Source organism: Niastella sp. sgz303648, assembly GCF_059587045.1.
In genome coordinates, this window is the sequence record NZ_JCAPSW010000005.1 from 436,314 (window position 1) to 461,851 (window position 25,538).

Consider the following 25,538-nt stretch of genomic DNA (forward strand, 5'->3'; position numbering starts at 1 on the left):
ACAGGCACCTGAAAAAAACGCCTTGTAAAATAGCTTTACAAAGCGTTTTGTTTATAACACCTGTGCCCGTTAGGACCATGTTAAACAACAGGCAAATGGCACCAGGCAATCGCCACACCTCTCAGTCAACCTGTTAACTTATCAATGTGTAAACAAGTCAACTCTCTACCGTCACTGCCAGTGCGAACACCTGCTTCTGTAATACGAACATGATTTTTTAACCGGTGCCTTTACAGGTGCTGGTGGTGGGACTTCTACTTTCGGTTTATCAGCTGGTTTGCTTTTGCTGAACGTAAGCGGCATGCCAACAGTCAGGTTCCAGGCCGATGCCGTTGACTTAAGCCGCGTAGTAATTTGTTTATTATCCCCTGCTGTGCTCAATGTTTCGGTATTCATATTACCAATGCCTTTGAGGTATTGCAACCCAACTACAAATTTTTTATCACTGCCTTTGGCAAAGGCGAATTGAGTGCCGGCGATAAATGCAGTGTTCCAGTTGCCCGCATTGTATTGATAAACGGTTTGATTGTTTTTATAAACGCTGTTCAAAGCCGTTGGTGTATTGGGGATATATGCCATGCCTGCATACGGTTGTATGCGAACGTTCATCGCAGTAGCTTTTTTAACAGCTGCAGCATTTGCCTTCATCTGCGCTAACCGGGCCCCGCAGGGACTTTGAACAGACGGCATTGCTTTTTCGGATGATTGGTTTGATGATTTGCTTAAAAAAATCGGCTTGCTGCTTACCTGGTAGCCGCCTTCAAAACGAAGTTGCCAGTCGCCCCGTGAAGCCATGAATTCTTTATCGCCCGTTTCGGGATTGGTGAATTGATAAGTAACCAAAGAACGATTGGTAGCTACACCTAAAAACGGTCCATGAACTTTATTAAACAGGTAATCCATTCGCAGGCCTACCTGCGGCGAAACATCAGATCCCATGGGCAAAAAGCTCCCCATGCTATTATACTGTACCGAAGTAAAAGCTTGTTCAATACCCACTTTTGGTGTAACTGATAATTGGGCATACGTTGCTAACCCACAGGCAACGAATACCACGCCGGTTAACGCTGCTTTTCTCATAGCTTTAGTTTTTTTGATATCTAATAAGTTACATCATTTTCAGCAAAACAGTTTTATTTATACATGAGTGGCAGTTTTATGAATGCATTTTTTTATAATTCATTGTTTTAGCGGAAAGAAAAAAAGCGCCCCTTTACCCTCGCATTTTTTTTGAAAACAGAAACAACCTTTACTTACAAATTTTTCGTAAAACAATTATCCCCGTCTTTCGCTGTATAACCCTTATATCTGTTTCCGAACGGTACCCACCCGCGATTTTTAGCGCATCACACCTGAGATACCTCACGGTTTCATTTATGCCTGGCCCTTCAGGCAACACCGGTAAAGTATTTAAGCTGGTAGCTGTAAAAGAGAAGAAAAATAAAGATGATGATTAATAAGATCGGAAGTCCGAAACACCGGAAGAAGCTATCATGGAGGTATAATACTTTCGGACTTTCCGACTCACGGACTTTCGGACTTATTCATGGCATATTTTTTTCAGCCATGCATTAAGCCCGTTTAGTACCACGATTTTTGAAACCGAAGTATCTAAACGGTCGGTAGATTTAAATGAGTAAGCTCCTGTCAGCAATCAGGAGCTTATTTTTTTCTGCTAAAAAAAATCTTTTCCTGCCTTGTCCAATTGCTGCCGGTTCATTTGTTATATATCTAAACACTTATTCGAATAATTGTTAAAAACTGTACTAATTTAATAATCGTAAAACTTATCAAAATGGATGAATACATGTTAATATTCCGGCATCAGGACGGAAAAAAAATCGCTTCACCGGAGCAAATGCAAATATGGATGAAACAAACCATGGACTGGATCGGCACCATTGCTGCCAAAAACAAATTCAGCGGTGGTAACGGATTGCCTTTTGAAGATAGCAAAGTGGTGCATGCTCATAATATTGTTACCGACGGGCCTTTTGGTGAAATAAAGGAAACAATTGGCGGCTACATCATAGTTAAAGCCGATTCTGTTGACGAAGCCGTAGAATTTGCCAAAGGCTGCCCCGTTTTACAGGGCGAAGGCAATAGCGTAGAGGTACGTAAAATTGCCAAAGGCGATGGCGTTCACAAATAATAATCTTTGCAAATTATCCTTACAAAACGAATAAACAGAACTAAATGAAAGACTTCCTGTTGGTATTCAGGGCCGATTACGGCAGCATGTCCCAACGCAATCCCGAACAAATTCAGGCCGCTACAAAACGGTGGATGGACTGGATCGGCAGCATTGCCGCTCAGAATAAACTGATCGATCGCGGAAACCGTTTGGAAAATTCGGGCAGAGTGGTAAAAAGCGATCAGGTTATTACAAACGGACCGTATGCCGAGATCAAAGAATCGATAGGAGGATATTCTCTAATAAAGGCAGAATCATACGAAGCTGCCATTGAACTGGCAAAAGCCTGTCCTATATTAATCATGGGCGGCAATGTTGAAGTGAGAGAAATAAGCCCGTTATAATAGTTCTCGCGAAGGCGCGAAGCCGCAAAGCAATGAAGCCTAAAACCTGTCAGACCAAAACCTTTAATGCAGCCTGAATATTATTGAGATAATTGAAAGGAAGGCTAAGTATCTGACAGGTTATCTTTGCGGCTTAGCGTATTGCGCGAAATTAATTGCGCCTTTGCGCGAAACCTATGCAGCAACAGGAACTGATACCCAATTTATTCAGAACAGAATACCGGAAAATTGTGTCTGTTCTTTGCAAACGCTTCGGTTTCGATGAAATGGAGATTGCCGAGGATATAGCCAGCGACACCTTTATGACAGCCGCCCAAACCTGGGGCCTGCAGGGTATTCCGCAAAACCCAACAGCCTGGCTGTACCATGTTGCCAAAAACAAAGCAAAAAATTACCTGCAACGGCAGGCTACCTTTAAACAAAAAATTTCACCCGAACTATCAGCACAATACGAAGCAACTGCCGATAATGATAACGACATCGACCTGTCGCCCCAAAACATCAACGACAGCCAGTTACAGATGATGTTTGCCATTTGCCATCCGGCCATTGCTGTTGAAGCGCAAATAGGATTGTCGCTGCGTATACTTTGCGGTTTTGGTATAGAAGAAATTGCCGATGCTTTTCTTACCAGCAAAGAAACCATCAATAAACGCCTGTTCAGGGCAAAAGAAAAACTGCGCGAAGAAAAAATCAGCATCGAATGGCCGCCCTTATCGGCCATCGACAAACGGCTCGAAACGGTTTTAACTACCATTTACCTGCTATTTAGCGAAGGGTATTATTCCATCAGCAACAACAAAACACTGCGCAAAGAGCTTTGCTTCGAAGCCATGCGTTTGTGTTATATGCTGGTTGAAAATAAATATACCAGTAAGCCCGCCGTAAATGCATTGCTGTCGCTGATGTGTTTTCATGCTTCGCGATTCGAGGCGCGCTTTGACAAGAACGGTGAACTGATCTTATACGACGAACAGGATACCAATCTATGGGATGCCGATCTGATCAGTAAAGGCGGGTATTTTTTAAATTGCTCCGCCAGCGGCGATCAGTTGTCGAAATACCATCTCGAAGCAGCCATTGCATACTGGAGCACAGAAAAGGCCGATACACCCGAAAAATGGGAAGCCATTTTACAACTCTATAACCGGTTGCTGCAAATTGAATACTCGCCCGTTGCAGCGCTTAACAGAACCTATGCGCTTTCAAAAGCCAACGGAAAACAGGAAGCCATTATTGAAGCGGAAAAACTTCAACTCACCGGAAACCACTTTTACTATACCCTGCTGGGCGAATTATACACCGGTATAAACAACAAAAAAGCTAAACAACATTTCTCAGCCGCCCTGTCGCTGGCAAAAACACCAACCGACAGGCAAACGATTCAAAAGAAGATTAACAGGCTTTAAATGTATAACGGGGACTCGGTAAGTATAAAGCATAGGAAGAATCTCAAACAGGTTGGTGAAAATATTTCGGCGAAAAATTTACGCTTTGGCTTATCAGAAAAAAGCCGCAAGAAAAAGATTTGTATAACTGCAGCTTAGCTATTGGCGGCAGATTTCTTTTCTGCAAAATAATGTTCGCCATTGTGCACCTTTTTTATACAGGCCCCTATTTCATTTACATCTTCTATAGTGCGGTATACATAGGCCCAGCCGCCTGCATCTTTCCATTTTTGAGCAATATCCCATTCATATGAGTTGGTAAAACCAATTACCCGCAATGCCGGATTACACTGCAGCAACTGTTGCAGCAATTGTATACCCGAAAGCGTGTGCCTGTTCCAGTTAATATCCATTAGTACGATCCCTGTTTCGTGTTCATGCTCACGGTACATGGTCACTGCATGTTCAATCTGCCGGCAAATCTTCACAATTTTTATCTGGTGGTTCGAAAGCAAGGGCGTCTGAATGGTCTTTATAAAATAGTCGTTCTTTGCAATAACAAAAATATATATCATGCCAATTCATTTATACCTGAACAAAATCAAAATCAACTATCTCAGATCAGGTATAGGGGTGAATTTTATTTGTAAAAAAAGCCTCCCGGAGGGGAGGCTGCACTAATCAAATACCAATAACCATTAAACCTTATCCTATGAAAGAAAGGTAACACTTTTTTCAATTATCCAAACTTGTGGGGTAAAATTTTTTGGTGTTATTGCTTCAGCGGGACTATTAATTGTAATTATTTGACTTTAATCAACTTGCAATTACTATTTAAAGCAAAGTTGTGCAGCAAAATTGTACTACTATCTGTTTTATAACACTCACAAAGGGGCTCAACTAACGCATACTTCTTTACCCCTGCTTTCTGCAACACATCATCATATCTGCCTGATTTGCTGATCACGATCAGCCTTTATGACTTATAAGATCAGTTTATTCAAAGCTTTATACAGGTAGATTTGTTATGCAACAGGTGCAGTTAAATTTTGATATTGATCTGCATCCTTATTAAAACAACTATTTAATCATTAAATATTTCTGTATGTACCTGCAAATAAATGGTGAACATCTCGTTAGCGAAGTACAGAAGAATTTCACCACTTTGTTTCCCTATTTAAAAATTGAATTTTTTAAATGCGGAGAACATTATCCTCCTTTCAAAACAATTCCATCATCCTGGCAATTAAGAGAAGCATGGCACCTGAAAAAAGACAAGGGCCTGTTAAAAGTATGCGATTGCATGACCGTGGCTGATCTTGAATACGCCTTCCAAGAAGAGTTCGGACTCACTGCTCATGTATTTCGCCGCTCGGGCAACGGATGGCTGAAAACAACTATGACAGACAACTGGACCTTAAAACAGCAGGACGATAGTGGCCGTGAAATTACACTGCATATGAACGAATACCTGGCAAAGATTCATGTGGAAATCGAATTAAAGCCAGTGGAATGATCAAAGTCATCCGGTGCTACCTGAAATATCATATTTTTTCGCTATTTAACGGAGTAGCTTTGTTAAGAGGGTAGCATGCTTTATAATACAGGCCCCCCCTCAAGGTGAAAAATACTTTAATTGTAAAACACTCTGTATGTATCTGAATTTAAATAGAGAAGAAGTTGCCGGTGAAATACAGAAGAACTTCACCGCATTATACCCGTATTTAAAAATTGAATTTCATAAATCGGCCTACAGAACTCAACTTAAATATCCGTTAAATGCCTGGATGCAACAAAAAGACAAATGGGTTTTGAAAATTTGCGACACCATGACCGTTTCGGACCTCGAAAATTCTATCCTCGACAATTTTGGTTTAACGGCCCGGGTTTACCGCCGTTCGGGTAATATGTGGCTGAAAACTACAATTACCGAAAACTTTACGCTCAAGCAACAGAACGAACATGGCCGTGAAATAACACAGAATATCGAAGCAGATAAAAAATAAATGCAAAATCCTTTTGTCATTCTTTACACATTGGTGTCTTTATATCTGGACAGTCATCAGGTAAGGAGTGTCATATAACAGTACCATTAACCAGAAAACCTCGCTTTCAGCGGGGTTTTACTTTTTAATAAGCATATCTACTTATTTGTTTACTTCCTGCATTGGTTGTTTTTCCCAAAACATTACCATACTCCCGAAAACGGAATATTTTCCGCTTTTCCAATGCCGTTTTTGAAGCGTTCATTTTCATCAGCCCGATATTTTCTTCGCTCACCAGTTTATTGAAAATCAGCACATAACAAAGCATTTCTTCAATCAGATTTTGAGGGTTTGCTCCCGTGCCAAAAAAGCGTGGTATGCCAATTGGATTATATCGGTCATACTGAACGTTTACCTTTATGAAACACATTTACACCCTGATCGCAATTTGTTTACTGACTTCAACTTTTAGCTTTGCCAACACTATTACTTTTTCTGCCACATCGGGCGATTGGTCAGAAGCCTCGAACTGGAGCCTGAACCGCGTTCCTGCCAATGGCGACTCAATAATAATTCCGAAGGGAAATTCGGTGCTGTTCGATAAAAACGATAGTCTTGCCAATGTATTTATTAAAGTATCGGGCACCTTAATTATTAAAAAGAAGTTGCGTTTAAACGCAGGCTCTTTAATTGAAATCACTTCTACCGGTACAATCAGTGCTTTGGGAACCAACCGCCATCTGGAACAGATATCATTGAATAATGTAAACAAGTATGATGAAAACGCCCCGTTGAATATTACAGGCCCTGCTTACGCTGCGCTTAATTCAGGGGTTTCTCCTGCAGGCTTCAGCATTCCGATGATACTACCGGTGACCTTTAATAGTTTTTTTGTAAGCAAAAGCAACAGCAATATCGTACTCGACTGGAGCACTTCCGAAGAAATGAATAATAAAGGTTTTGAAGTGCAAAGAAGTTTTGATGGCCGCAACTACTCTACTGTAGCCTTAGCATTGGGTACCGGTAATTCAGGCACCATACAACAATACCGTTTCATTGATAAAAACATGACTGCCCCTGTTGCTTATTACCGCATTGTCCAAACCGATGTAAACGGGAAAGTGGTTTATTCTGCTGTAAAGATCATCCGCACCAATGGCGCCATACCGGTTACCAAAATTTATGCAAACAACAAATCGGTAAATGTTGAATTCAACCAGGAAATAAAAAATGCGGTTACCATTCGCCTCTTTAATACAAACGGTCAGCTCATCAATCAACTGCAGGTGCAAAAAGCAGCTTACAGAATTACCCTCGATGCCGCAAATTGCCAGCCCGGAATGTACATTGTACAGGTAAGCGATGGCACCGACATTAAAGAAAGCTCAAAAGTTATGCTGTAAAAAATAATTGGTCTTCATCGGTATCATAGGCGTCCCGACAATTCGGGACGCCACTTTTATTGTTTATTACACCAGAAGTATTAATTTTCTGTTGGGTGAAAAACATTTTTCATGGATAATGGAACAGATACGGTTCGAACCTACTGGCTCACCCGGTTCATGATCCTGCGTTTGCTGGGAGCGATCTATGCTATTGCCTTTCTGGTAGCAATCAATCAGATCATCCCTTTGATCGGCTCGCACGGGTTGCTTCCATTAGATCTTTATCTGAAGCGCATCAGTGATGCGCTTGGTTCAACAGGCGCCGGCTTTTTGCGACTGCCTTCGCTTTTCTGGTTCTGGCATTCCGATACAGCCCTGATCACCAGCGCCTGGATCGGCTTTGTACTTTCCTGCCTTGTAATAGCAGGCTTTGCCAATGTGCCTCTGCTTGCAGTATTGTGGCTGTTGTACATGAGCTTTGTTCACATCGGGCAGGAATGGTATGGCTATGGCTGGGAAATACAGCTTACCGAAACCGGTTTTCTGGCTATATTTCTTTGTCCTTTGATTGACCCGCGCCCATTTCCCCGGCAACCGCCACCCCTGCCCATCATTGTTTTATTTCGCTGGCTGATATTCCGCCTTATGCTGGGCGCTGGCCTGATCAAGCTGCGTGGCGATGCCATCTGGCGCAACGGAACCGCCCTGTATTATCATTTCGAAACACAACCCATTCCCGGTCCGTTGAGCCGCTGGTTTCATTTTCTGCCGCATTCTGTTTTGAAAATGGGTGTATGGTTCAACTGGCTGGCTGAACTTGTAGCACCGTTATTTGTGTTCTGGCCCCGGATGGGCCGGCAAATTGCCGGTGTTGTGATTATTTTATTTCAGTTAACCCTTATTGTTAGTGGTAACCTGTCGTTTTTAAACTGGCTCACCATTGTACCTGCCCTCGCCTGCTTTGATGACGACTGGTGGCGTCGCATACTTCCCAAACGGCTGGTGCGCAAAGCAGCAATAGCTGCCGAAAACGCAATTGTATCAAGGCCCATGACCATTACAGCCTGGGTGGTAACTGTTGTTATCGGGCTGCTTAGCATCAGGCCGGCATTTAATTTATTATCACCGGGTCAGGTTATGAACAGTTCTTTCGATCCGTTCGATCTTGTAAATACCTATGGCGCCTTTGGCACGGTTGGCCAGGAACGGCTGAATGTGGTGTTTGAAGGAACCATGGATAACGATTCAACCGGCAACGCCAGGTGGCAACCTTATATATACAAGGGATTGCCTGATGTAACCGGTCAGCGGCCACCGCAGATAGCGCCCTACCAGTTACGGTTAGACTGGCAAATGTGGTTTGCCGCCATGTCAACACCCGACGAATATCCATGGACGGTACACCTTGTTTACAAGTTATTGCACAACGATCCACTTGCCATTAGTTTGTTTGCCAGCAATCCATTTCCGCAAAAACCGCCACGCTATGTGCGGGCTGTTTTATACAGCTACCAGTTTGCAAAGCCCGGCAACCCGCAGCATGAATGGTGGCATCGTACCCGGCTCGGCGAATGGATTCCTCCCCTGTCGGCCGGCGATCCGCGGCTGATCAATTTTTTAAAAGGCCAGAAATGGCTGCCATAAAACCAACTATTGAAGGCTGATTCATATCATAACAAATGGTGATATGCTTCGTGCATTTTTGCACTTTCTACGCATTATTTTGCAGGTTATGTCAGGTACAGTTGAATGTATTATCTTGCCCTGTACTGAAAAATGTTTGATCAAAAAAGCTGTATGAAAATATTTAAGTTTTTTAGCCTCGTATGTAGCCTCTCTATAATTTGTTATTCAATGCAGGCGCAACAAAAAATCAATCCTGCTATTGAGAAAAAAGTAGATGCATTACTAAAACAAATGAGCCTTGAAGAAAAAGTAGGGCAAATGGCCCAGGTGTCTATTGAATCATTAGGCAACACCAAAGACAATGTGTTTACTTTTTCCGACAAAATGAAAGACGCCGTAGTGAATTATAAGATCGGCTCCATATTAAACACACCCGGCTTGCAAACCGCAGCCGACTGGAACCGCATCATTACCGATATTCATACAGCCGCACAACAAACAAAACTAAAGATACCGGTACTATATGGCCTCGATGATATACACGGGGTAAATTATGTGGCAGGTTCAACATTATTCCCCCAGCAAATTGGCCAGGCCGCCACATGGAACCGCCAACTGATCTTTAATGCAGGTGTAATTACTGCTTACGAATCAAGAGCGGCCGGCGTTCCCTGGACGTTTTCGCCGGTGCTCGACCTGGGCACCAATCCTGTTTGGCCGCGTATTTGGGAAGGATATGGTGAAGATCCTTTTTTGAGTGCCGAACTGGGCCTTCAGTTTGTAAAAGCCGTACAGGAACCATTGGGCAGTAAAGAAAAACTGATCGTAAGCCTGAAGCACTACATGGCTTATTCTGATCCTAAATCAGGTAAAGACAGAACCGATGCATGGATACCTGAACATTATTTGCGTGAATACCATTTGCCTTCTTTTGCAGCCGCCATCAATGCCAATGCAAGAAATGTAATGGTAAACTCGGCCCTGATCAATGGCATTCCAACCCATATCAACAAACATATTCTTACCGATATTCTTAAAAACGAACTGGGCTTTACAGGCTTTATTGTTACCGACTGGCAGGATATTGAAAATGTATATCGTCGCGATAAAATGACGAACAATGTTAAAGAAGCGATCGGTTTGGCCATCAACGCCGGTATTGATATGTCGATGATCCCATACGATTATAAAGCATTTTGTACCGACCTGATCGCTCTGGTGAAAGAAGGAAAAGTAACACAGACACGCATCGATGATGCAGTAAGAAGAATCCTGCGCGTGAAATATGAAACAGGTATATTCGAAACACCTGTTACCTATTTAAAAGACTATCCAAAATTCGGTAGTGCCGAATTTGAAGCTGCGGCTTATAACACAGCTGCCGAATCGATCACGCTGTTAAAAAACAACAACAATACGTTGCCGCTTCGCGCCAATACCAAAGTGCTGGTAACCGGCCCGAATGCCAATTCAATGCGCACGTTGAACGGTGGCTGGACCTACTCATGGCAGGGCGAAAGAACAGACGAATATGCCGCTAAATACAATACCATTCTCGAAGCATTGCAAAAGAAACTGGGCGCTGCTAATGTTGTATACGAACAGGGGGTTGCCTATAAAATGCAGGGAAAATATTTTGAAGATACTGTAGTCAATATCGATGCAGCCGTTAATGCAGCCGCCAATGTTGATTATGTGTTGCTGTGCATTGGCGAAAACAGCTACACCGAAACACCGGGTAATACCAATGATATTAGTTTCTCTGAGAACCAGATCGCTTTAGCCAACGCATTGATAAAAACCGGCAAGCCTGTGGTATTTATTTTGAATGAAGGACGCCCCCGCATCATCAGTAAAATAGAACCAGGCGCTGCAGCCATTGTAGATGTGTTGTTGCCGGGTAATTTTGGCGGCGATGCGCTGGCAGATATTTTAACCGGCGCTGTGAACCCCAGTGGTAAGCTGCCCATCACCTATCCGCGATACACCAATGATCTGGCCGGCTATATTCATAAACCATCCGAAGGAACAGGTAATCCGCAGGGTGGTGAAAGCAATCCACAGTATCCATTCGGATTTGGATTGTCGTACACCGGTTTTTCATACAGCAATCTCACCATCAATAAAAACAGTTTTAGCGCCACCGAAACAGCTTCCATTGTTGTAACAGTTACCAATACAGGCAATAAAGCCGGCAAAGAAGCAGTGCAGTTGTTTATATCTGATCTCATCGCTTCTTTAACGCCCGATGTAAAACGGTTAAGAGGTTTTGAGAAGATTGATCTGAAACCGGGCGAATCAAAAACGGTTACTTTCAACATTCCATTAAAGCAACTGGCTTTTACAGGAACAGATCTTAAAAAACATCTTGAAGCCGGCGATTTCAATATTCAGATCAGTAACCTGCAGCAAAAATTTTCGGTGAGCAATAGTATAGTATTCTAACCCAATATATTTACGCTCAAACTCCGGGCGTTTAGCTTTCCCAAACGGAAGCGCAAAACAAATGCGCTTCCGTTTTTTGTTGGTAGATATATACCGTTTTCAGGTGGTTGAATTTGTGATCAGGTTTGCGAAAGAATAGGCTATTGCGTTAACCATTCAAGGAACTGGGATATTTTTTCTTTGCTTACGGTAATGGTTTCCTGTGTAGGCACAATCAAAGTTACCGATAACTTACGCGAAAGATAGCTCGATGCGTCCTGCACTGCTTTCCGGTTCACGAGAAACTGCCTGTTGGCCCTGAAGAAAAGTGGTTCTGTTGTTTGAGTCAGGTCGTCGAGACTTTTATTGATCAGGTATGTTTTTTTATCGAATGTGGTTAGTTGTACCACGCCGTTCTTCAGGTAAAAGAAAGCGATATCGGTTATGGGTACCGGTAAAATCTTGTCTTTCTGGTATACGAGAACGGCGCCGGTGTTAACCGGTTTCATAGTAACAAACAATTGTTCCAGTGCTTTATAGCTGAGTGCATTCTCTGTTATTTTTCCCCTGAAAGCAAGGTATTTGTTTATAGCCGCCGCTACGGTAGCCTCAGTAAAAGGTTTCAGAATATAATCGATGCCATTGGCCCTGAACGCCTGCAGCGAATATTCGTCATAAGCCGTGCAAAATATTACCGGAACCTTTATATCTGTTTTTGAAAAAATTTCAAAGCTCAGTCCATCACCTAACTGAATATCGGAAAAGATCAGATCGGCGCCGGTTCCGCTATTGAACCAGGCAATGCTTTCTTTCACCGTGCCTAATATCTTTTCGATATGCACTTGCGGAAATAATTGTTCAATGGTTTGCGCCAGGTCTCTCGCAGTTACTTTCTCATCTTCTATGATCACTACCTTCATGTTATATTACTTTAATGCTTACAGAAAATACATTGCCGGTTTGATGAATGATCACTTCATCGCCCGATAAAATTTTATATCGCTCCATCAGGTTCACCAGGCCTTTGCCGCTCGAAGCGTCGGTATGCGTTCTAACCTGCAGATTATTCTCCGTTATTATACGGCCATCGCGATAAAATATGTTAATGATCAATGGCGACGACTCTGTTACTTCATTATGCTTAATGGCATTTTCAATTAACGATTGTATCGCAAACGAAGGTACCGAACCATTTGATAGCACAGGCGCAGGAATAGCTATTTTACAAACAAGCGCATTTTCGAACCTGATTTGTTGCATTTCAAGATAATCATTACAAAGACTGATCTCATCGGCCACGCGCGACACCCTCGACTGGGGATCTGAGAAGGAAGCCCGCAAGAAACTGACGAGGTGCGTGAGGTATGCTTCCCCGGCGGTAACATCTGTTTTATACAGGCTTTTCAGCATGCTTAAGGCATTGAAAAGAAAATGCGGATGTATCTGCTGCTTCAGTAACAGGTTGATTGATTCAAGATGAGCCGCCCGTAGCCTTGAGTTCTCGAGCTCGGCATTTGCCTTTTCATATCGCAGAATAACGAGGTTATGAAAAATGATAACAAGCGTATTGTTCATCACGCCCTCCAGCAAAATAGTAGGCATCGACCCGGCATACGTCCAGGTCGAGTTATTTCTTGTTAAATATACTTCCAGGGATTCGGTACTAAAAACCAGTATAAACGACAGGATATAACCGGTTATATACCGGATCCATCTTTTTTGTTTTACAGATAACGACTGGCCGGCCATACCGAGCATCAACAGTATCATAATATTTATCAGAGCTACCAGCAAAAAACGGATGCCGATAAATACCGAGTAATAAACAGGCATACTGGTTTTACTCTGGGAGATGTACAAAAAAACAAGAGTGTAAGCTGTAATGATCAGCGTAACCAGGCAACTATACCTTATCAGCTCCTTTACCAGGGCAGTTCGTTTCATAAAACAAAGTTACAGTATTTGTTACCCGGCTCCGGTACAGCACCGTTGCGAAACGGACAAAACCGGCTGCGAAACGCCCGCGCAGCTATTACGCTTATATCCGTTTCCGACCCGATTTTGTCCGTTTCATTTAACTCCCGTTTTCGGGTTGCTGCAAACGCCATGACCTTTGCTTACGCTAAACGCATAAAGCTGAACGCTGAAAAATTCAAATACGGGGTTTTAGCATTTCGCATTAAGCATTATGCGTTTAGCGTAAAAAAGGCAGTAAACTCAAAAAAAATAGTATTATGAAAAAGTTAGTTGTTATTGGTTTTATTCTGGCATCTGTTAATGGTTTCAGCCAAAGTTTTTTTTCAAGATTTCATCCCGGGCTTAAAGCCGGAGCGAATTACAGTAATTTCTCCAATGCCGATTTCAATACCGATGGAATCATGGGCTTTCACGCAGGCGGATTGATCAATTTTAAAATAACAAACAAGTTATCGATACAGGAAGAATTTTTGTTTTCGTCGCAGGGAGCAAAAGTCGACAAAGACGTGTTCGGCAAAGACAATATAAAAATATACTACATGACGGTTCCCTTTCTGTTGAAGTACCGTACCAATATGGGATTATACTTTGAAGCAGGTCCGCAGGTTGGTATGCGCATCAATGAAGATATCGACGGTGTGCCGGTAAAGGAATTTGCCAAAAAGCTCGATCTGGGTGCTGCCGCCGGATTAGGATTTCAGCTTCCAAACGGATTGGGCATTGGCGTAAGGTATGTTGCCGGACTATCGAAGGTGGGCGATTTTGATTATGCCAACATCAAAACCGATTTCAGGAATGATGTAGCTCAGGCAAGTATTTTTTATATTTTCTAACGGCAGTATATAAAAGTAGTGATTAAGGGTAACAATGAGCCTGGTTGCAAATTGCAACCAGGCCTTGTTTTTTTTGTTCACCATCAAAACTGTTTGATTTATACAAAGAATGGTTTGATATACGTAAACCCTTCAGTTACCACCGTGTTACATTTGCCATTGAAATGATACAATATGGAAAATCTGAAGGCTTTTAGCCTCGATAAGCTGAATTTGGCAGAATGCTTTCCGGCAGGCTTTGATCAACGTTTTTGGTATGGCATATATTTCATCAATGAATACAGCGATCCTTCCATTGTGTTGCTGAATGCCGATTTCGGTTTTGTTACCCATCATTCAGCTAAAAAACGACAGGGATACCTGGTACTATTCAATCACCATTTTCTGCCACAACGCCTTTACGAAAAACTGCATAAACTACCGCTTTTCTTTCAGCAGGGCTGCGGGCCCTTTACCCTTAACAAACAACAGGTACAGGAGTTGAATAATTTATTTGGTAAAATATGCAGCGAAATACTGTCAGATTACCGGTTTAAAAAAGAATTGCTGGCAACCTGGATTACGCAATTATTACACTTTGTTATTAAAAACTTTTATGGTGAATGGTCAATGGTGAATAGTGAGTAGGCAGTGGGCAGTAGGACTGGCTGCGGAGGAGAGCTACTGCTTACTGCCTATTGCCCATTGCCTGTTGTTTTCGTTAGCTTTGCAACAATGAATACCAATAACCGCAAAAAAGATGTATACCTCATTCTGATCCTGGGCTCGTTATCGGCCATCGGACCTTTTTCAATTGATATGTACCTGCCGGCATTTCCTGAAATTGCAAAGGGACTTCATACTACGGTAGCGCAGGTTATGCTGTCGTTATCCAGCTTTTTCATTGGCATTTCGGCCGGGCAATTAGTGTATGGCCCGCTGCTGGAGCGTTTTGGCCGTAAAAAACCATTGTACTACGGGTTGTCGATATACCTTATCGCTTCAGTAGGTTGTGCACTGGCCGCTTCGGTAAATGCATTGATCGCATTGCGGTTATTGCAGGCATTGGGCGGTTGTGTAGGCATGGTGGCCGCAAGGGCTATGGTACGCGATCTGTTCGATGTAAAAGAAAATGCCAGAATATTTTCCCTGCTCATGCTGGTGGTGGCCGTATCTCCTATTATTGCGCCTACATTAGGGGGTTATATTACGGCTGTATTGGGTTGGCGCTATGTTTTTGTGGTCCTTATTGTAATAAACATCATCATATTGACAGGCATATATTTTTTATTGCCCGAAACAAAAAAGCCCGATCCCAATTTTTCATTAAAGCCGGCGCCTATTCTCAACAACTTTGCAGGCATTATCAGGCATCCGCAATTTTATACATACGCTTTAACGGCAGCCATATCAGCAGCCGGACTGTACGCCTACATCGGCGGATCGCCCTATGTGTTTATGGAAATATTTCACGTAAGCGAAAAACAATACGGATGGATATTTGCGCTGATAGCCATGGGGCTCATCGGCGCCAGCCAGATCAACAGTGTGTTATTAAAAAATTATACCAGCGAGCAGATCATCAAAGCAGCCTTGTGCTGCCAGAGCATTACCGGCCTGGTGCTGGCTGTTATTACCGCTTTAGGATGGAGTGAATTGTTTATAACCATCTTTTTGATTTTTATTTTCCTGTGTTGCCAGGGATTTACTTTTCCCAACGCATCGGCGCTTTCCTTAGCGCCTTTTGGTCATAATGCAGGCAGCGCTTCAGCGCTCATGGGAGCCATTCAAATGTGCATAGGCGCTTGTGCATCGGCCCTCGTTAGTTTTTTACAAAACCACACGGCCATACCTATGACGGGTGTAATGGCCTGCTGTGCAACAATGGCTTTTGGTGTTTTTCTACTGGGACGAAAAATTATTACACAACGGGCTACTGCAGAAGCGGTTGAGGAAGAAGATGTGGACATGATCAGTACATTGTAGTTGACAGGTTAACCAGTTTACAAGTTGATAAGTTAACAGGTAGAAGCAACTCATCAACTTTTCAACCTGTCAACTTATCAACTTGTAAACTGATCAACTTGTCAACCAATTGTTTGAATTTCGAAAGCATTTGTTTGATTTGTGTTATTGACGTGATCCGTTGCTTTTTTAAGTTTGCTGCTTATTAATAAAAAAGTATGAACGTCAAAAACATAAAAGCATTCGGTACAGAAGCAGCTGAAGCGCCGCTCAAATCACTCACCATTCAACGCAGACAAGTAACTGCACACGATGTGGAAATAGAAATTCTTTATTGCGGTGTTTGTCACTCCGATTTACATACGGCACGCAACGAATGGCAAAATGCCGTTTACCCGGTTGTTCCCGGCCATGAAATTGTAGGCAGAGTAGTTAAAGCAGGCAATCATGTTGCCAAATTCAAAACGGGTGATCTTGTTGCGGTAGGTTGCATGGTTGATTCGTGCATGGAATGCGAATATTGTAAAGATGGATTGGAACAATATTGCGACCCCGGCTTTACAGGCACTTATAACGCTCCCGACGAACACCTCGGCACACGCACTTATGGAGGCTATTCAGAGAGCATTGTGGTGAAAGATCACTTTGTATTGCGCGTTCCCGAAAATCTTGATCCCGCTGCAACGGCCCCGTTATTGTGCGCCGGCATTACCACTTATTCACCATTGAAACACTGGAACGTTGGCCCCGGTAAAAAAGTGGGCGTGGTGGGTATCGGCGGTCTGGGACATATGGGCATCAAACTCGCCAAAGCCATGGGCGCTTTTGTAGTGGTATTCACCACCTCCGTTTCCAAAACAGCCGACGCCAAACGCCTCGGCGCCGATGAAGTGGTGTTGTCTACAGATAAAGAGCAAATGAACAAATATGCCAAAAGCCTTCATTTTATTCTGGATGCCGTATCTGCACCGCACGACATCAATGCATATCTTCAATTGCTTAAACTCGATGGCACACTGGCGCTTGTTGGATTGCCCGATAAGCCGCTTTCGGTACAGGCGTTTAACGTGGTTCTTCCCAGAAGAAACTTTACAGGTTCTGCCATTGGTGGAATTGCCGAAACACAGGAAATGCTCGACTTTTGTTCAAAGCATAATATCGTATCAGATATTGAACTGATCAATATTCAGCAGATCAACGAGGCCTGGGAACGCCTGTTAAAAGGCGATGTGCGCTATCGTTTTGTGATCGAAATGGCATCGTTGAAAAACTAATAGCAAACAGGTCGTTTTTTCTGCAGGAGAATAGTGATCCCGCCACATAAGGCGGGATTTTTTATCTGTTTTTTACCCGGCGCACTCGTTTCGGATCAATTTTAATAACTTACCTCCGTTTCAAACTACACCCATGCAAGGCATATTTATAGAATATATTTATATTATTTTAATCATACTGGCGCTGGTAATGGTTGCCAATAAGCTGCACCTCGCTTACCCCATTGTATTGGTATGCGGGGGACTGGCGCTGAGCTTCATTGGTAAATTTTCAACCGTCACCATCGACCCCGATCTGGTATTTTTTATTTTTCTTCCTCCCCTGTTGTACGAAGCAGCCTGGCAGGTTTCATGGAAAGAGTTCTGGAAATGGAGGCGGGTGATCATCAGTTTCGCTTTTCCTATAGTGGTCATTACTTCCTGTGTAATTGCCTATATATCTACTATGCTCATTCCCGGATTCACGCTGGCGCTGGGATTTTTGTTAGGCGGCATCATTTCTCCGCCCGATGCCATTTCGGCCACCACTATCATGCGACAGGTTAAAGTGCCAAAAGCGCTGGTAAGTATAGCCGAAGGCGAAAGTTTGCTCAACGATGCTTCATCTTTAATCGTATTTCGTTTTGCACTGGTTGCCGTAATCACCGGGCAGTTTCATTTTCAGGATGCAGCCACCAGTTTTGCGCTGGTGATTATAATGGGAACGTTAATAGGTGTTGCTATTGGTTATATTTTCTACGGCATCCATCGTTGGTTGCCGGTAACGCCCAGCATCGAGATCGTTTTATCGTTGGTTACGCCTTATTGCATGTACTATTTTGCAGAGCACTTTCATTTTTCAGGTGTACTGGCAGTCGTGAGCGGCGGATTGTTGTTATCGGGTAAGCGCCAGCGTATGCTTACCTACCGGAGCCGTCTTGAGGGCGTAAATGTATGGGCAACTTTGGGCTTTGTACTGAATGGAATAGTGTTTTTACTAATTGGTTTGCAGTTACCCTCCATCACACGGCAATTGGGCGATATCAGTTTGGGAACAGCAATCTGGTATGGGTTGGCTATATCTTTCGTGCTGATCATTGCTCGGCTGCTTTGCACCTTAGGCGCTTCGGTTTTCACCCGGTTTATGAGCCATTTTATTACCGTAGCAGATAATAATCCCGGATGGAGATCGCCTATAGTGTTGGGCTGGTCTGGCATGCGTGGTGTGGTATCGCTGGCAGCTGCTCTTTCAGTACCCTTGCTTCTTGAAAACGGACAACCGTTTCCATACCGCAACCTGATCCTGTTTATTACATTTATTGTAATTCTGGTTACGCTCGTTTTTCAGGGATTAACCCTTCCCTGGGTGATCAAAAAAATAAAACCCACCAGCCCTGAAACAATTATACCGGATCATGAGCAGGAAATAATCATTCAAAAGAAGATCGCACTATACTCGCTTAAGTTTCTGGAAGAAAATTATGGCGACCATCGCCATACAAATGAACACGTAAGTAATTTACATGCAAAACTAACAACGGATCTCAGGTATTTCGACCGTTCGCCTTCAGCAATAATCAATTCAAAAGACAACGCCCTTAGCAGCTTTCAACACATTTATCTTGAAATGCTGGAACATCAGCGACAATTACTGAATCAAATGAACCACAAGTCTGAGTTCGATGAAGAACTGATCAGAAAATATTTTGCCCTGGTTGATATGGAAGAATTTAAGATCCGCGAAAAAATAATGCACGAAGCCTGAATCTGTTTGTGGTTTGAGGTTTGTGCCCGCCCGGATGACCCGGTCGGACGGGGTTTGAAGTTGCTGCCGCGCTAAATTGGGTTTCTGGTTTGAGGTTTATGGTTTGTGGTTGCTGCCGCGCTTTGTAAAGTTATTATTACTTCCCGGCACCTTAAACGTACAACAGGAGTATAATTACACAGGAAGATTCACCTAAAGAACCAAAAACCATAAACGTCAAACTATAAACTGCTTATAAGAATCTTTTACACTTCGGGCTATTGCAACGGCATTTCAATTTTCCGTCGTGATGCGTTTCGCCGTAATCGCAGGTTATTTCTTCATTTTCCTTAATGTCGTGTTTCGCATAAAATTCAACCCGGTTGTTGAAGATGCGCATATAAGCGTTGGGATCGCACGAGTGGTTTATATAGCGGAGCTCGTTCCCGTTTATCATGCCATTTAATGCCAGTCCGTTGTCGAGCTCAACCATGGCAATTCGTTTGGTGCTTTTTATAATTTTTTGTGCGGTCTTTAATGGAATGATAGTACCTCCCAACTCCCCGATCTTTTTTCGTGCCGGAATAAATTGTAATGCGTAAACTCCTTTACCGTCTATCTGGCTTTTATCAACTTTAACCGGAAATGCAATTAGTTTCAAAGTTCAGTGTTTAGTTTAGTCTTAATTGGATTTTGAAGCCGAAAGATAATAATTGCTATGCATATATAAGCTGCTTTCAACGGTTTTTATATTAAACTCCATAATGTTCGTTCCCTTTTTCCACAAAAAAATACTTGGCTTGCTAATGGTTTATATTCGCATATACAATCCGTTAATTACTGTTTAAACTTTATGAAAATGAGATGTAAACCTGTACTTATTCGAAATTTCACAAAATGCATTCCTATTGCATTCGCACTTGCCTTAACACTGCTTACAAACAGTAAGGCATTCAGTCAAACTACAGTTCCCTTCACCCTAAACAACAACTCAGCCTATACCGATGCCAATGTGTATGTGGCTGTTGTAGGTATTATCAATGACAATCATGTTTGGATCGACACTAAAACAAGTGTGGTTCATTTAATGAGCGCATCAGATAATACAGTGGCGGGCCCGGTGATCGGCGGTAATCAGGGTCCCGGTGGCAACGGACTGTATGCAAACTGTTTTGCGCGGCTCAGCGAAATACCCAATAAGGTGATCAACATTCCGGGCATTGCAGGATGCCGTATTTTGATTTCGTTCAACTCGCAGTTGTATCTGTATTTTTTCGGCGCTTCAGGAGCACCCAGTGGTTATGCAGCTCCCAACCTTGCCAATCCTACCGATCCCAATCAGGGCATCCGGTACGAAATGATCGAATTAACCAATGCAGCCGCGGGTTTGTGGGCCAACACCACACGTGTTGATTCGTATCAATATCCCATGGGACTTGAAGTATGGGGCAACTCAGGCTTTTATAAAAAAGTGGGTGAATTGAAAACACATGCTGAAATTCTTTCGAAATGGCAATCAACAGTGCCTGCAGCATTTGCCGGTTGTTATAATGCTACCAGTGGTATCATTCAATTTCCATCAAAAACAGCCGCATTTCAAAGTGGCGGGGCGCAGGCGAATTATTTTGGTTCTTATATAGATGCCATCTGGTCGAAGTACAGCAGTGGTGCGCTCGTATTTAATGCAGGTAATGCCGGTACTTTTAGCGGACGTGTATCAGGCGATGTATTTACTTTCACAAGAGCATCTGACGGAGCAGTAGCTACTATTTCGCGCAAACCTACCAATACCGAAGTAATGGAAGGAAGCGGTGTATTGGCATCGGGCAGTTCATTGGATAAAGTTGTTCAGGCGCAGATATGTGCAGCTATTAACAGGCATGCCATCGATCTGAACGTTGCTACAGGCGTTACACAGGATTTTTCTGATGCGTCGAAATATTATACAACATCGCCCTACAACTGGTATTGCCAGTTCTGGCATCAGCCCGATATCAGCTACAACAGTTTAACGTACGCTTTCTGCTACGACGATGTATTCGATAAATCATCTACTATCAATGCACCATCACCGATAAGAGCTACTATTACTGTAGGCGGTTTTGCAGGACTAACATCAACTGGCGTGGCAACAGTATATAAGGATTGTAATTACGCTGGGTATGCAGTGGGACTGAACGCGGGCACCTATACGCTTAGTCAATTGATCGCACTGGGTGTATCAAATGATGATATTTCTTCCATTAAAGTAAATTCAGGCTACAAGGTCACTTTATACCGCGATGATAATTTCACCGGGCCCACACTGGTGAAGACTGCCGATGATGCATGTTTTGTTGACGACGTGTTCAATGATTCAGCGTCTTCATTGAAAGTAGAAACAAATGCCGCCACATTCTCCAGTGTGATACAGGCAGAGGATTATACGTACATGGCAGGCATACAAACAGAGACCACCACAGATGCCGGTGGCGGATTGAATGTAGGCTATATAGATGCCGGAGACTGGATGTCGTACCAGGTTACCATACCGGTTACAGGTACATACCGTGTTATTTACCGGGTGGCAAGCCCCAATTCCAATACAACACTGCGTTTGGAAAAAGATGCAGGCGCCACACAATTAGGATCAGTGACCATACCCAACACCGGCGGATGGCAAAACTGGACCGACGTTGCACATAACGTAACCCTACCTGCAGGCACTTACTCTATTGGCATTGCCACATCAACCGGTGGTTTCAATCTTAATTATTTAACGATCACCGACAATTTATCGGCAAGACAAGCAATCATAACACGGAATGAACCAATAGCTGAAAACAATATTTTGTCATTATCGCCCAATCCGGTATCCAGCCAGTTATTCCTGCGCGGCTATGAAAATGTTAAAACAATGCGCATTTATGATATAAGCGGACATGTAATAATGACAATTAAAAATCCTGGCAGTACAATTTCGGTACAAACATTAACGCCTGGTGTATATATCGCTCTTATTGAAGGTCGTGATAACTCTAAAAAACAAATAAAATTCGTGAAGAAGTAAATAAAGTAAGAAATGTGAAAAGCCGTATCGATCGTCATCGGTGCGGCTTTTTATTTTAACAAAGAAATGATGATGACACTGTTTCAATCGACCAGTAAACAATATTCAACGACAATTACCCATTTATTCCGGCTGCAATACTATGTAAGCAAAATAGACTTTTGTCATACATATCAAATAACACAAAATTAACATCGCTTAACGATAAAACAACCATATTACCTGTAATGCCAAAATGGTTGAATAAAGGGCAAATTTTCCCTACATAAAAATTTCATTGCATAAGTAATTTGCCTGATGTTTAAAACTCAACCAAATAATACTTTATGACAATGAAAAGATTGCTTATTGTCCTATTCGTATTATTCTCTTTCACGATCGTTAAGGCCCAAACAAGAAAAATTACAGGGAAAGTAACATCTTCTGCCAATTCGGCGCTCGAGGGTGTTACTGTACAGGTAAAGGGAACCTCTCAGTCAACCACAACCGATGCAGAGGGAGGTTTCGCTATATCTGTACCCCAGGGAGCAGCCACTCTTGTTTTTTCGTACGTTGGTCTTCAGCAGGTGGAAGTGGATATTACGCGTACAACAACTGTAAATGTTGTTTTGAAAGAAAAAGTTAGCGAAATGAATGATGTGGTGGTGGTAGGTTACGGAACAGCCCGCAAAAGAGACCTTACGGGTTCTGTGGCCTCTGTAAGCACCAAAGAACTTGAAAAAACACCCCTCATACGAGCCGACCAGATGTTGCAGGGCCGTGTAAGCGGTTTGCAGTTTACGCAAACCGACGGCCAGCCAGGCAGTGTAACCTCGATCCGTATACGGGGTACCAATTCTATCAACTCAGGCAATGAACCATTGTATGTGATAGACGGCTTTGCCGGCGTTGGCGACCTTGCCAGCATCAACCCGGGCGATATTCAATCGATAGAAGTATTGAAAGATGCCTCCGCCACTGCTATTTACGGAAGCCGCGGTGCTAATGGCGTTATTCTCATCACCACCAAAAAAGGAGCCGCCGGACAACACACCATTACGTTCGACGCCTACTATGGTGTTCAGAAAATTGCCAAAAAGCTGAAGCTGATGAACGCCCCGCAATTTGCTACTTATCTCGACTCGCTTCAGGTATTAAACAACCTGGCGAATCCCGCTACGGCCCTTCCCCTGCCCTATACACAGGACCAGATCAGTAAGCTGGGCGCCGGAACCGACTGGCAGGATGCTTTATACCGCAACGCGCCCATGCAAAGCTACCAGCTTGGTTTTAGCGGAGGTAATGCCGATACCCGTTACTACCTGAGCATGAATTACCTCGGGCAGGATGGTATTATGCAAAATACCGGCTTTAAACGCGGTACGGTGCGTATGAACCTCGATCATAAGATCAGTAAAAAATTAAAAACAGGATTCACCTCGCAACTCTCGTATAGTTCTCAGCGCATAGACGCTACAAAAACCGGCGTAGGATACGGCGCAGCCGGTGCTGCCCTCGTAATGAGCCCAGCCGTTCCGCTGTACGACAGCACCGGCGCTTATTCGTATCAGAACACGCCCCTGCCCTATGTATCGGGTGCCGGTAATCCCGTAGCCGGCATCGTTATGTCGAACGACCGCATTGCCACATTCAGAGGGCTCGCCAATATTTATGGTGAATACGAGATCATTCCCGACCTGAAGTTTAAAGTGAGCGTTGGCGTTGACTACAGCAGCGCCACCGAAAAACGGTTCATCCCTTCTACCACTTTCCTCGGTGCACAAACCGTTGGCTCAGGATACGAAGGCACCAGCAACCGCTATAGCTGGCTGAATGAAAATACACTGACGTACAGCAAAACATTCAATAAAATTCATGCTATTGAGGTCGTGGGTGGTTTTTCGGTACAGAAATTCGATACCAGCAACTATTCCACATCGAGCAACAATTATTTTACCAATACACTGGGAGCTAATAACCTCGGTATTGGCAGCTCGCCGCTGTCGCCTACTTCAAGCGGTACCCTCAATACGCTGGCCTCTTATTTTGCCAGGGCCAACTACCGGTTAAAAGACAAATACCTGTTTACTTTCACCATGCGCGCAGATGGTTCATCACGGTTTGGATCAGCCCACAAATGGGGCTATTTCCCTTCGGGCGCTTTTGCATGGCGTGTATCGGATGAAGACTTTGTTAAAGATATCGCAGCCATCAGCGATCTTAAATTCAGGGCCAGCTATGGCATAACCGGTAACCAGGAAATCGGTTCGTATCAATCCCTTTCACAATACACCGCCAACGGCTATGCGTTAGGCGCTAACCCAACAAGGGTGGTAGGCGTTTCGCCCAATAATATTGCCAACCCCAATTTAACCTGGGAAAGCACCGCTTCGGCCGATGTTGGTTTTGACCTTGGGCTTTTCAATAACCGTATTACGATGACAGCGGATTATTATTACAAAACTACCAGCAACCTGCTGTTGTATGTTTCTATTCCCACATCGTCGGGCTACGGAAGCATTTTGCTCAACGCCGGTAAAGTACGCAACCAGGGTTTTGAGGTGTCTGTTACATCTAAAAACATCGAAAGTTCGCAGTTCAAATGGTCGACCACCATTAACTATTCAACCAACAAAAACAAAGTATTGGATCTGAATGGCACCAATAATATTCTTGTTGGTCAAACAGGGCCTTATATTCTTACCAATGGCCTGGCGCCATCTATACTGCGTGTTGGTCAACCCATCGGATCTTTTTACGGATACATATTTAACGGTATCTGGCAAAGCAAAGACCAGATCACCAAGAGCGGTACTAAAATGAAAGTAACACCGGGTGATCCCATTTTTGCCGACCTCACCGGCGATAGTTTGATCACCGGCGATGACCGCACCATCATCGGTCATGCATTGCCGAAATTCATCTTTGGCGTTACCAACGACTTTACCTACGGACGATTCAACCTGTCGGTCTTTTTGCAGGGCGTATACGGTAATGATATTTTGAATGTTACCAAATACTCGCATGTGGGCGGTACCAATAACCAGTTTGATGATGTAGCCAACGCCTGGCATGGAGAAGGTAGCAGCAATACGGTTCCGCGAATAAACAGCAATCTGGAAAAGGGTACCGGTGTGGTCAGCAATTACCTCGAAAGCGGAAGCTACCTGCGCATTCAAACAGTAACGCTGTCGTATAATATGCCGTTGCCAAAGATTTCACATGTGTTTAAAAACGCATTGATCTATGGCACCGTGCAGAATTTATACACCTTCACAAATTATTCAGGTTACAATCCCGAAGTAGGCTCTTACGGACTGGATAATCTGAGTACAGGTATCGACCTCAACCCTTATCCACCCGCCAGAACATTTATTGCGGGCATTAAAATGACATTTTAAATTTTATTGCCA

Annotated in this window: 21 protein-coding genes; 15 read left to right on the forward strand and 6 right to left on the reverse strand. The window is 43.4% G+C overall.

Annotation, left to right across the window (positions count from 1 at the left end; genetic code table 11):
- Positions 1–171: 171 nt before the first annotated feature.
- Entirely contained in the window at positions 172–1,080 is a 909-nt protein-coding gene (locus AC59IL_RS17420) for a hypothetical protein (protein ID WP_496553449.1), read from the reverse strand.
- 715 nt (positions 1,081–1,795) lie between these two features.
- On the opposite strand from AC59IL_RS17420, the gene AC59IL_RS17425 reads away from it, so the two are divergent.
- From AC59IL_RS17425 to AC59IL_RS17435, 3 genes are all read left to right on the forward strand, one after another.
- Positions 1,796–2,152: a YciI family protein gene (locus AC59IL_RS17425; RefSeq protein WP_496553450.1), complete on the forward strand. Its 357-nt coding sequence runs from the start codon at positions 1,796–1,798 to the stop codon at positions 2,150–2,152.
- Positions 2,153–2,196: 44 nt separating this feature from the next.
- The gene (locus AC59IL_RS17430) at positions 2,197–2,538 is read left to right on the forward strand and encodes a YciI family protein (RefSeq protein ID WP_496553451.1); all 342 of its coding nucleotides are present in this window, start codon (positions 2,197–2,199) and stop codon (positions 2,536–2,538) included.
- Between the two features lie 176 nt (positions 2,539–2,714).
- A complete protein-coding gene (locus tag AC59IL_RS17435; RefSeq protein ID WP_496553452.1) occupies positions 2,715–3,947 on the forward strand; it encodes an RNA polymerase sigma factor in 1,233 nt (410 codons plus the stop codon).
- Between the two features lie 134 nt (positions 3,948–4,081).
- Here the strand turns inward: AC59IL_RS17435 and AC59IL_RS17440 are convergent, their stop codons facing one another.
- Positions 4,082–4,501 (reverse strand): response regulator, encoded by a 420-nt coding sequence (locus tag AC59IL_RS17440; RefSeq protein WP_496553453.1) that lies wholly within the window; start codon positions 4,499–4,501, stop codon positions 4,082–4,084.
- A 530-nt stretch (positions 4,502–5,031) separates the two neighbouring features.
- Here AC59IL_RS17440 and AC59IL_RS17445 point away from each other — a divergent pair.
- Together AC59IL_RS17445 and AC59IL_RS17450 are read left to right on the forward strand one after the other, a co-directional pair.
- Complete coding sequence (locus tag AC59IL_RS17445) at positions 5,032–5,442, forward strand: hypothetical protein (RefSeq protein WP_496553454.1); 411 nt, start codon at positions 5,032–5,034, stop codon at positions 5,440–5,442.
- A gap of 136 nt (positions 5,443–5,578) precedes the next feature.
- Positions 5,579–5,932 (forward strand): hypothetical protein, encoded by a 354-nt coding sequence (locus AC59IL_RS17450; RefSeq protein ID WP_496553455.1) that lies wholly within the window; start codon positions 5,579–5,581, stop codon positions 5,930–5,932.
- Between the two features lie 124 nt (positions 5,933–6,056).
- On the opposite strand, the gene AC59IL_RS17455 is transcribed toward AC59IL_RS17450, so the two are convergent.
- The gene (locus tag AC59IL_RS17455) at positions 6,057–6,341 is read right to left on the reverse strand and encodes a hypothetical protein (protein ID WP_496553456.1); all 285 of its coding nucleotides are present in this window, start codon (positions 6,339–6,341) and stop codon (positions 6,057–6,059) included.
- Between AC59IL_RS17455 and AC59IL_RS17460 the strand changes: the two genes are divergently transcribed.
- From AC59IL_RS17460 to AC59IL_RS17470, 3 genes are all read left to right on the forward strand, one after another.
- On the forward strand, positions 6,331–7,314 hold the full coding sequence (locus AC59IL_RS17460; RefSeq protein WP_496553457.1) for a T9SS type A sorting domain-containing protein: 984 nt from the start codon (positions 6,331–6,333) through the stop codon (positions 7,312–7,314). The two genes, AC59IL_RS17455 and AC59IL_RS17460, sit on opposite strands and share 11 nt — an antisense overlap.
- A gap of 111 nt (positions 7,315–7,425) precedes the next feature.
- Positions 7,426–8,940 (forward strand): lipase maturation factor family protein, encoded by a 1,515-nt coding sequence (locus AC59IL_RS17465; protein WP_496553458.1) that lies wholly within the window; start codon positions 7,426–7,428, stop codon positions 8,938–8,940.
- A gap of 153 nt (positions 8,941–9,093) precedes the next feature.
- On the forward strand, positions 9,094–11,367 hold the full coding sequence (locus tag AC59IL_RS17470; protein WP_496553459.1) for a glycoside hydrolase family 3 N-terminal domain-containing protein: 2,274 nt from the start codon (positions 9,094–9,096) through the stop codon (positions 11,365–11,367).
- A 140-nt stretch (positions 11,368–11,507) separates the two neighbouring features.
- Here the strand turns inward: AC59IL_RS17470 and AC59IL_RS17475 are convergent, their stop codons facing one another.
- Together AC59IL_RS17475 and AC59IL_RS17480 are read right to left on the reverse strand one after the other, a co-directional pair.
- Positions 11,508–12,266: a LytR/AlgR family response regulator transcription factor gene (locus AC59IL_RS17475; RefSeq protein WP_496553460.1), complete on the reverse strand. Its 759-nt coding sequence runs from the start codon at positions 12,264–12,266 to the stop codon at positions 11,508–11,510.
- 1 nt (position 12,267) lies between these two features.
- Positions 12,268–13,290 carry a sensor histidine kinase gene (locus AC59IL_RS17480; RefSeq protein ID WP_496553461.1) on the reverse strand — a complete coding sequence of 341 codons (1,023 nt, stop codon included), beginning with the start codon at positions 13,288–13,290 and terminating at the stop codon, positions 12,268–12,270.
- A gap of 290 nt (positions 13,291–13,580) precedes the next feature.
- On the opposite strand from AC59IL_RS17480, the gene AC59IL_RS17485 reads away from it, so the two are divergent.
- The 5 genes from AC59IL_RS17485 (at position 13,581) to AC59IL_RS17505 (ending at position 19,118) form a co-directional block, all read left to right on the forward strand.
- The gene (locus AC59IL_RS17485) at positions 13,581–14,156 is read left to right on the forward strand and encodes a porin family protein (RefSeq protein WP_496553462.1); all 576 of its coding nucleotides are present in this window, start codon (positions 13,581–13,583) and stop codon (positions 14,154–14,156) included.
- Between the two features lie 174 nt (positions 14,157–14,330).
- The gene (locus tag AC59IL_RS17490) at positions 14,331–14,783 is read left to right on the forward strand and encodes a hypothetical protein (RefSeq protein WP_496553463.1); all 453 of its coding nucleotides are present in this window, start codon (positions 14,331–14,333) and stop codon (positions 14,781–14,783) included.
- Positions 14,784–14,870: 87 nt separating this feature from the next.
- Positions 14,871–16,121, forward strand: coding sequence for a multidrug effflux MFS transporter (locus AC59IL_RS17495; protein ID WP_496553464.1), 1,251 nt, complete (start codon positions 14,871–14,873; stop codon positions 16,119–16,121).
- A gap of 197 nt (positions 16,122–16,318) precedes the next feature.
- On the forward strand, positions 16,319–17,374 hold the full coding sequence (locus AC59IL_RS17500) for an NAD(P)-dependent alcohol dehydrogenase (RefSeq protein ID WP_496553465.1): 1,056 nt from the start codon (positions 16,319–16,321) through the stop codon (positions 17,372–17,374).
- Positions 17,375–17,507: 133 nt separating this feature from the next.
- Positions 17,508–19,118, forward strand: a complete 1,611-nt coding sequence (locus AC59IL_RS17505) for a Na+/H+ antiporter (RefSeq protein ID WP_496553466.1) — start codon at positions 17,508–17,510, stop codon at positions 19,116–19,118.
- A gap of 232 nt (positions 19,119–19,350) precedes the next feature.
- On the opposite strand, the gene AC59IL_RS17510 is transcribed toward AC59IL_RS17505, so the two are convergent.
- A complete protein-coding gene (locus AC59IL_RS17510; protein ID WP_496553467.1) occupies positions 19,351–19,758 on the reverse strand; it encodes an SET domain-containing protein in 408 nt (135 codons plus the stop codon).
- 198 nt (positions 19,759–19,956) lie between these two features.
- Here AC59IL_RS17510 and AC59IL_RS17515 point away from each other — a divergent pair, with 198 nt between their 5' ends.
- Positions 19,957–22,146 carry a beta-1,3-glucanase family protein gene (locus AC59IL_RS17515; RefSeq protein WP_496553468.1) on the forward strand — a complete coding sequence of 730 codons (2,190 nt, stop codon included), beginning with the start codon at positions 19,957–19,959 and terminating at the stop codon, positions 22,144–22,146.
- A gap of 332 nt (positions 22,147–22,478) precedes the next feature.
- Positions 22,479–25,526 (forward strand): SusC/RagA family TonB-linked outer membrane protein, encoded by a 3,048-nt coding sequence (locus AC59IL_RS17520; RefSeq protein ID WP_496553469.1) that lies wholly within the window; start codon positions 22,479–22,481, stop codon positions 25,524–25,526.
- The last annotated feature ends 12 nt before the right edge of the window (positions 25,527–25,538 follow it).

Excerpts from the sequence above, each read along its gene's own strand:
- AC59IL_RS17460 (WP_496553457.1), top strand. The coding sequence starts at position 6,331 with ATGAAACACATTTACACCCTGATCGCAATTTGTTTACTGACTTCAACT.
- AC59IL_RS17520 (WP_496553469.1), top strand. The coding sequence starts at position 22,479 with ATGAAAAGATTGCTTATTGTCCTATTCGTATTATTCTCTTTCACGATC.
- AC59IL_RS17480 (WP_496553461.1), bottom strand. The coding sequence starts at position 13,290 with ATGAAACGAACTGCCCTGGTAAAGGAGCTGATAAGGTATAGTTGCCTG.
- AC59IL_RS17495 (WP_496553464.1), top strand. The coding sequence starts at position 14,871 with ATGAATACCAATAACCGCAAAAAAGATGTATACCTCATTCTGATCCTG.
- AC59IL_RS17450 (WP_496553455.1), top strand. The coding sequence starts at position 5,579 with ATGTATCTGAATTTAAATAGAGAAGAAGTTGCCGGTGAAATACAGAAG.
- AC59IL_RS17490 (WP_496553463.1), top strand. The coding sequence starts at position 14,331 with ATGGAAAATCTGAAGGCTTTTAGCCTCGATAAGCTGAATTTGGCAGAA.
- AC59IL_RS17465 (WP_496553458.1), top strand. The coding sequence starts at position 7,426 with ATGGATAATGGAACAGATACGGTTCGAACCTACTGGCTCACCCGGTTC.
- AC59IL_RS17425 (WP_496553450.1), top strand. The coding sequence starts at position 1,796 with ATGGATGAATACATGTTAATATTCCGGCATCAGGACGGAAAAAAAATC.
- AC59IL_RS17455 (WP_496553456.1), bottom strand. The coding sequence starts at position 6,341 with ATGTGTTTCATAAAGGTAAACGTTCAGTATGACCGATATAATCCAATT.
- AC59IL_RS17435 (WP_496553452.1), top strand. The coding sequence starts at position 2,715 with ATGCAGCAACAGGAACTGATACCCAATTTATTCAGAACAGAATACCGG.
- AC59IL_RS17475 (WP_496553460.1), bottom strand. The coding sequence starts at position 12,266 with ATGAAGGTAGTGATCATAGAAGATGAGAAAGTAACTGCGAGAGACCTG.
- AC59IL_RS17500 (WP_496553465.1), top strand. The coding sequence starts at position 16,319 with ATGAACGTCAAAAACATAAAAGCATTCGGTACAGAAGCAGCTGAAGCG.
- AC59IL_RS17430 (WP_496553451.1), top strand. The coding sequence starts at position 2,197 with ATGAAAGACTTCCTGTTGGTATTCAGGGCCGATTACGGCAGCATGTCC.
- AC59IL_RS17470 (WP_496553459.1), top strand. The coding sequence starts at position 9,094 with ATGAAAATATTTAAGTTTTTTAGCCTCGTATGTAGCCTCTCTATAATT.
- AC59IL_RS17445 (WP_496553454.1), top strand. The coding sequence starts at position 5,032 with ATGTACCTGCAAATAAATGGTGAACATCTCGTTAGCGAAGTACAGAAG.
- AC59IL_RS17505 (WP_496553466.1), top strand. The coding sequence starts at position 17,508 with ATGCAAGGCATATTTATAGAATATATTTATATTATTTTAATCATACTG.
- AC59IL_RS17420 (WP_496553449.1), bottom strand. The coding sequence starts at position 1,080 with ATGAGAAAAGCAGCGTTAACCGGCGTGGTATTCGTTGCCTGTGGGTTA.
- AC59IL_RS17515 (WP_496553468.1), top strand. The coding sequence starts at position 19,957 with ATGAGATGTAAACCTGTACTTATTCGAAATTTCACAAAATGCATTCCT.
- AC59IL_RS17485 (WP_496553462.1), top strand. The coding sequence starts at position 13,581 with ATGAAAAAGTTAGTTGTTATTGGTTTTATTCTGGCATCTGTTAATGGT.
- AC59IL_RS17440 (WP_496553453.1), bottom strand. The coding sequence starts at position 4,501 with ATGATATATATTTTTGTTATTGCAAAGAACGACTATTTTATAAAGACC.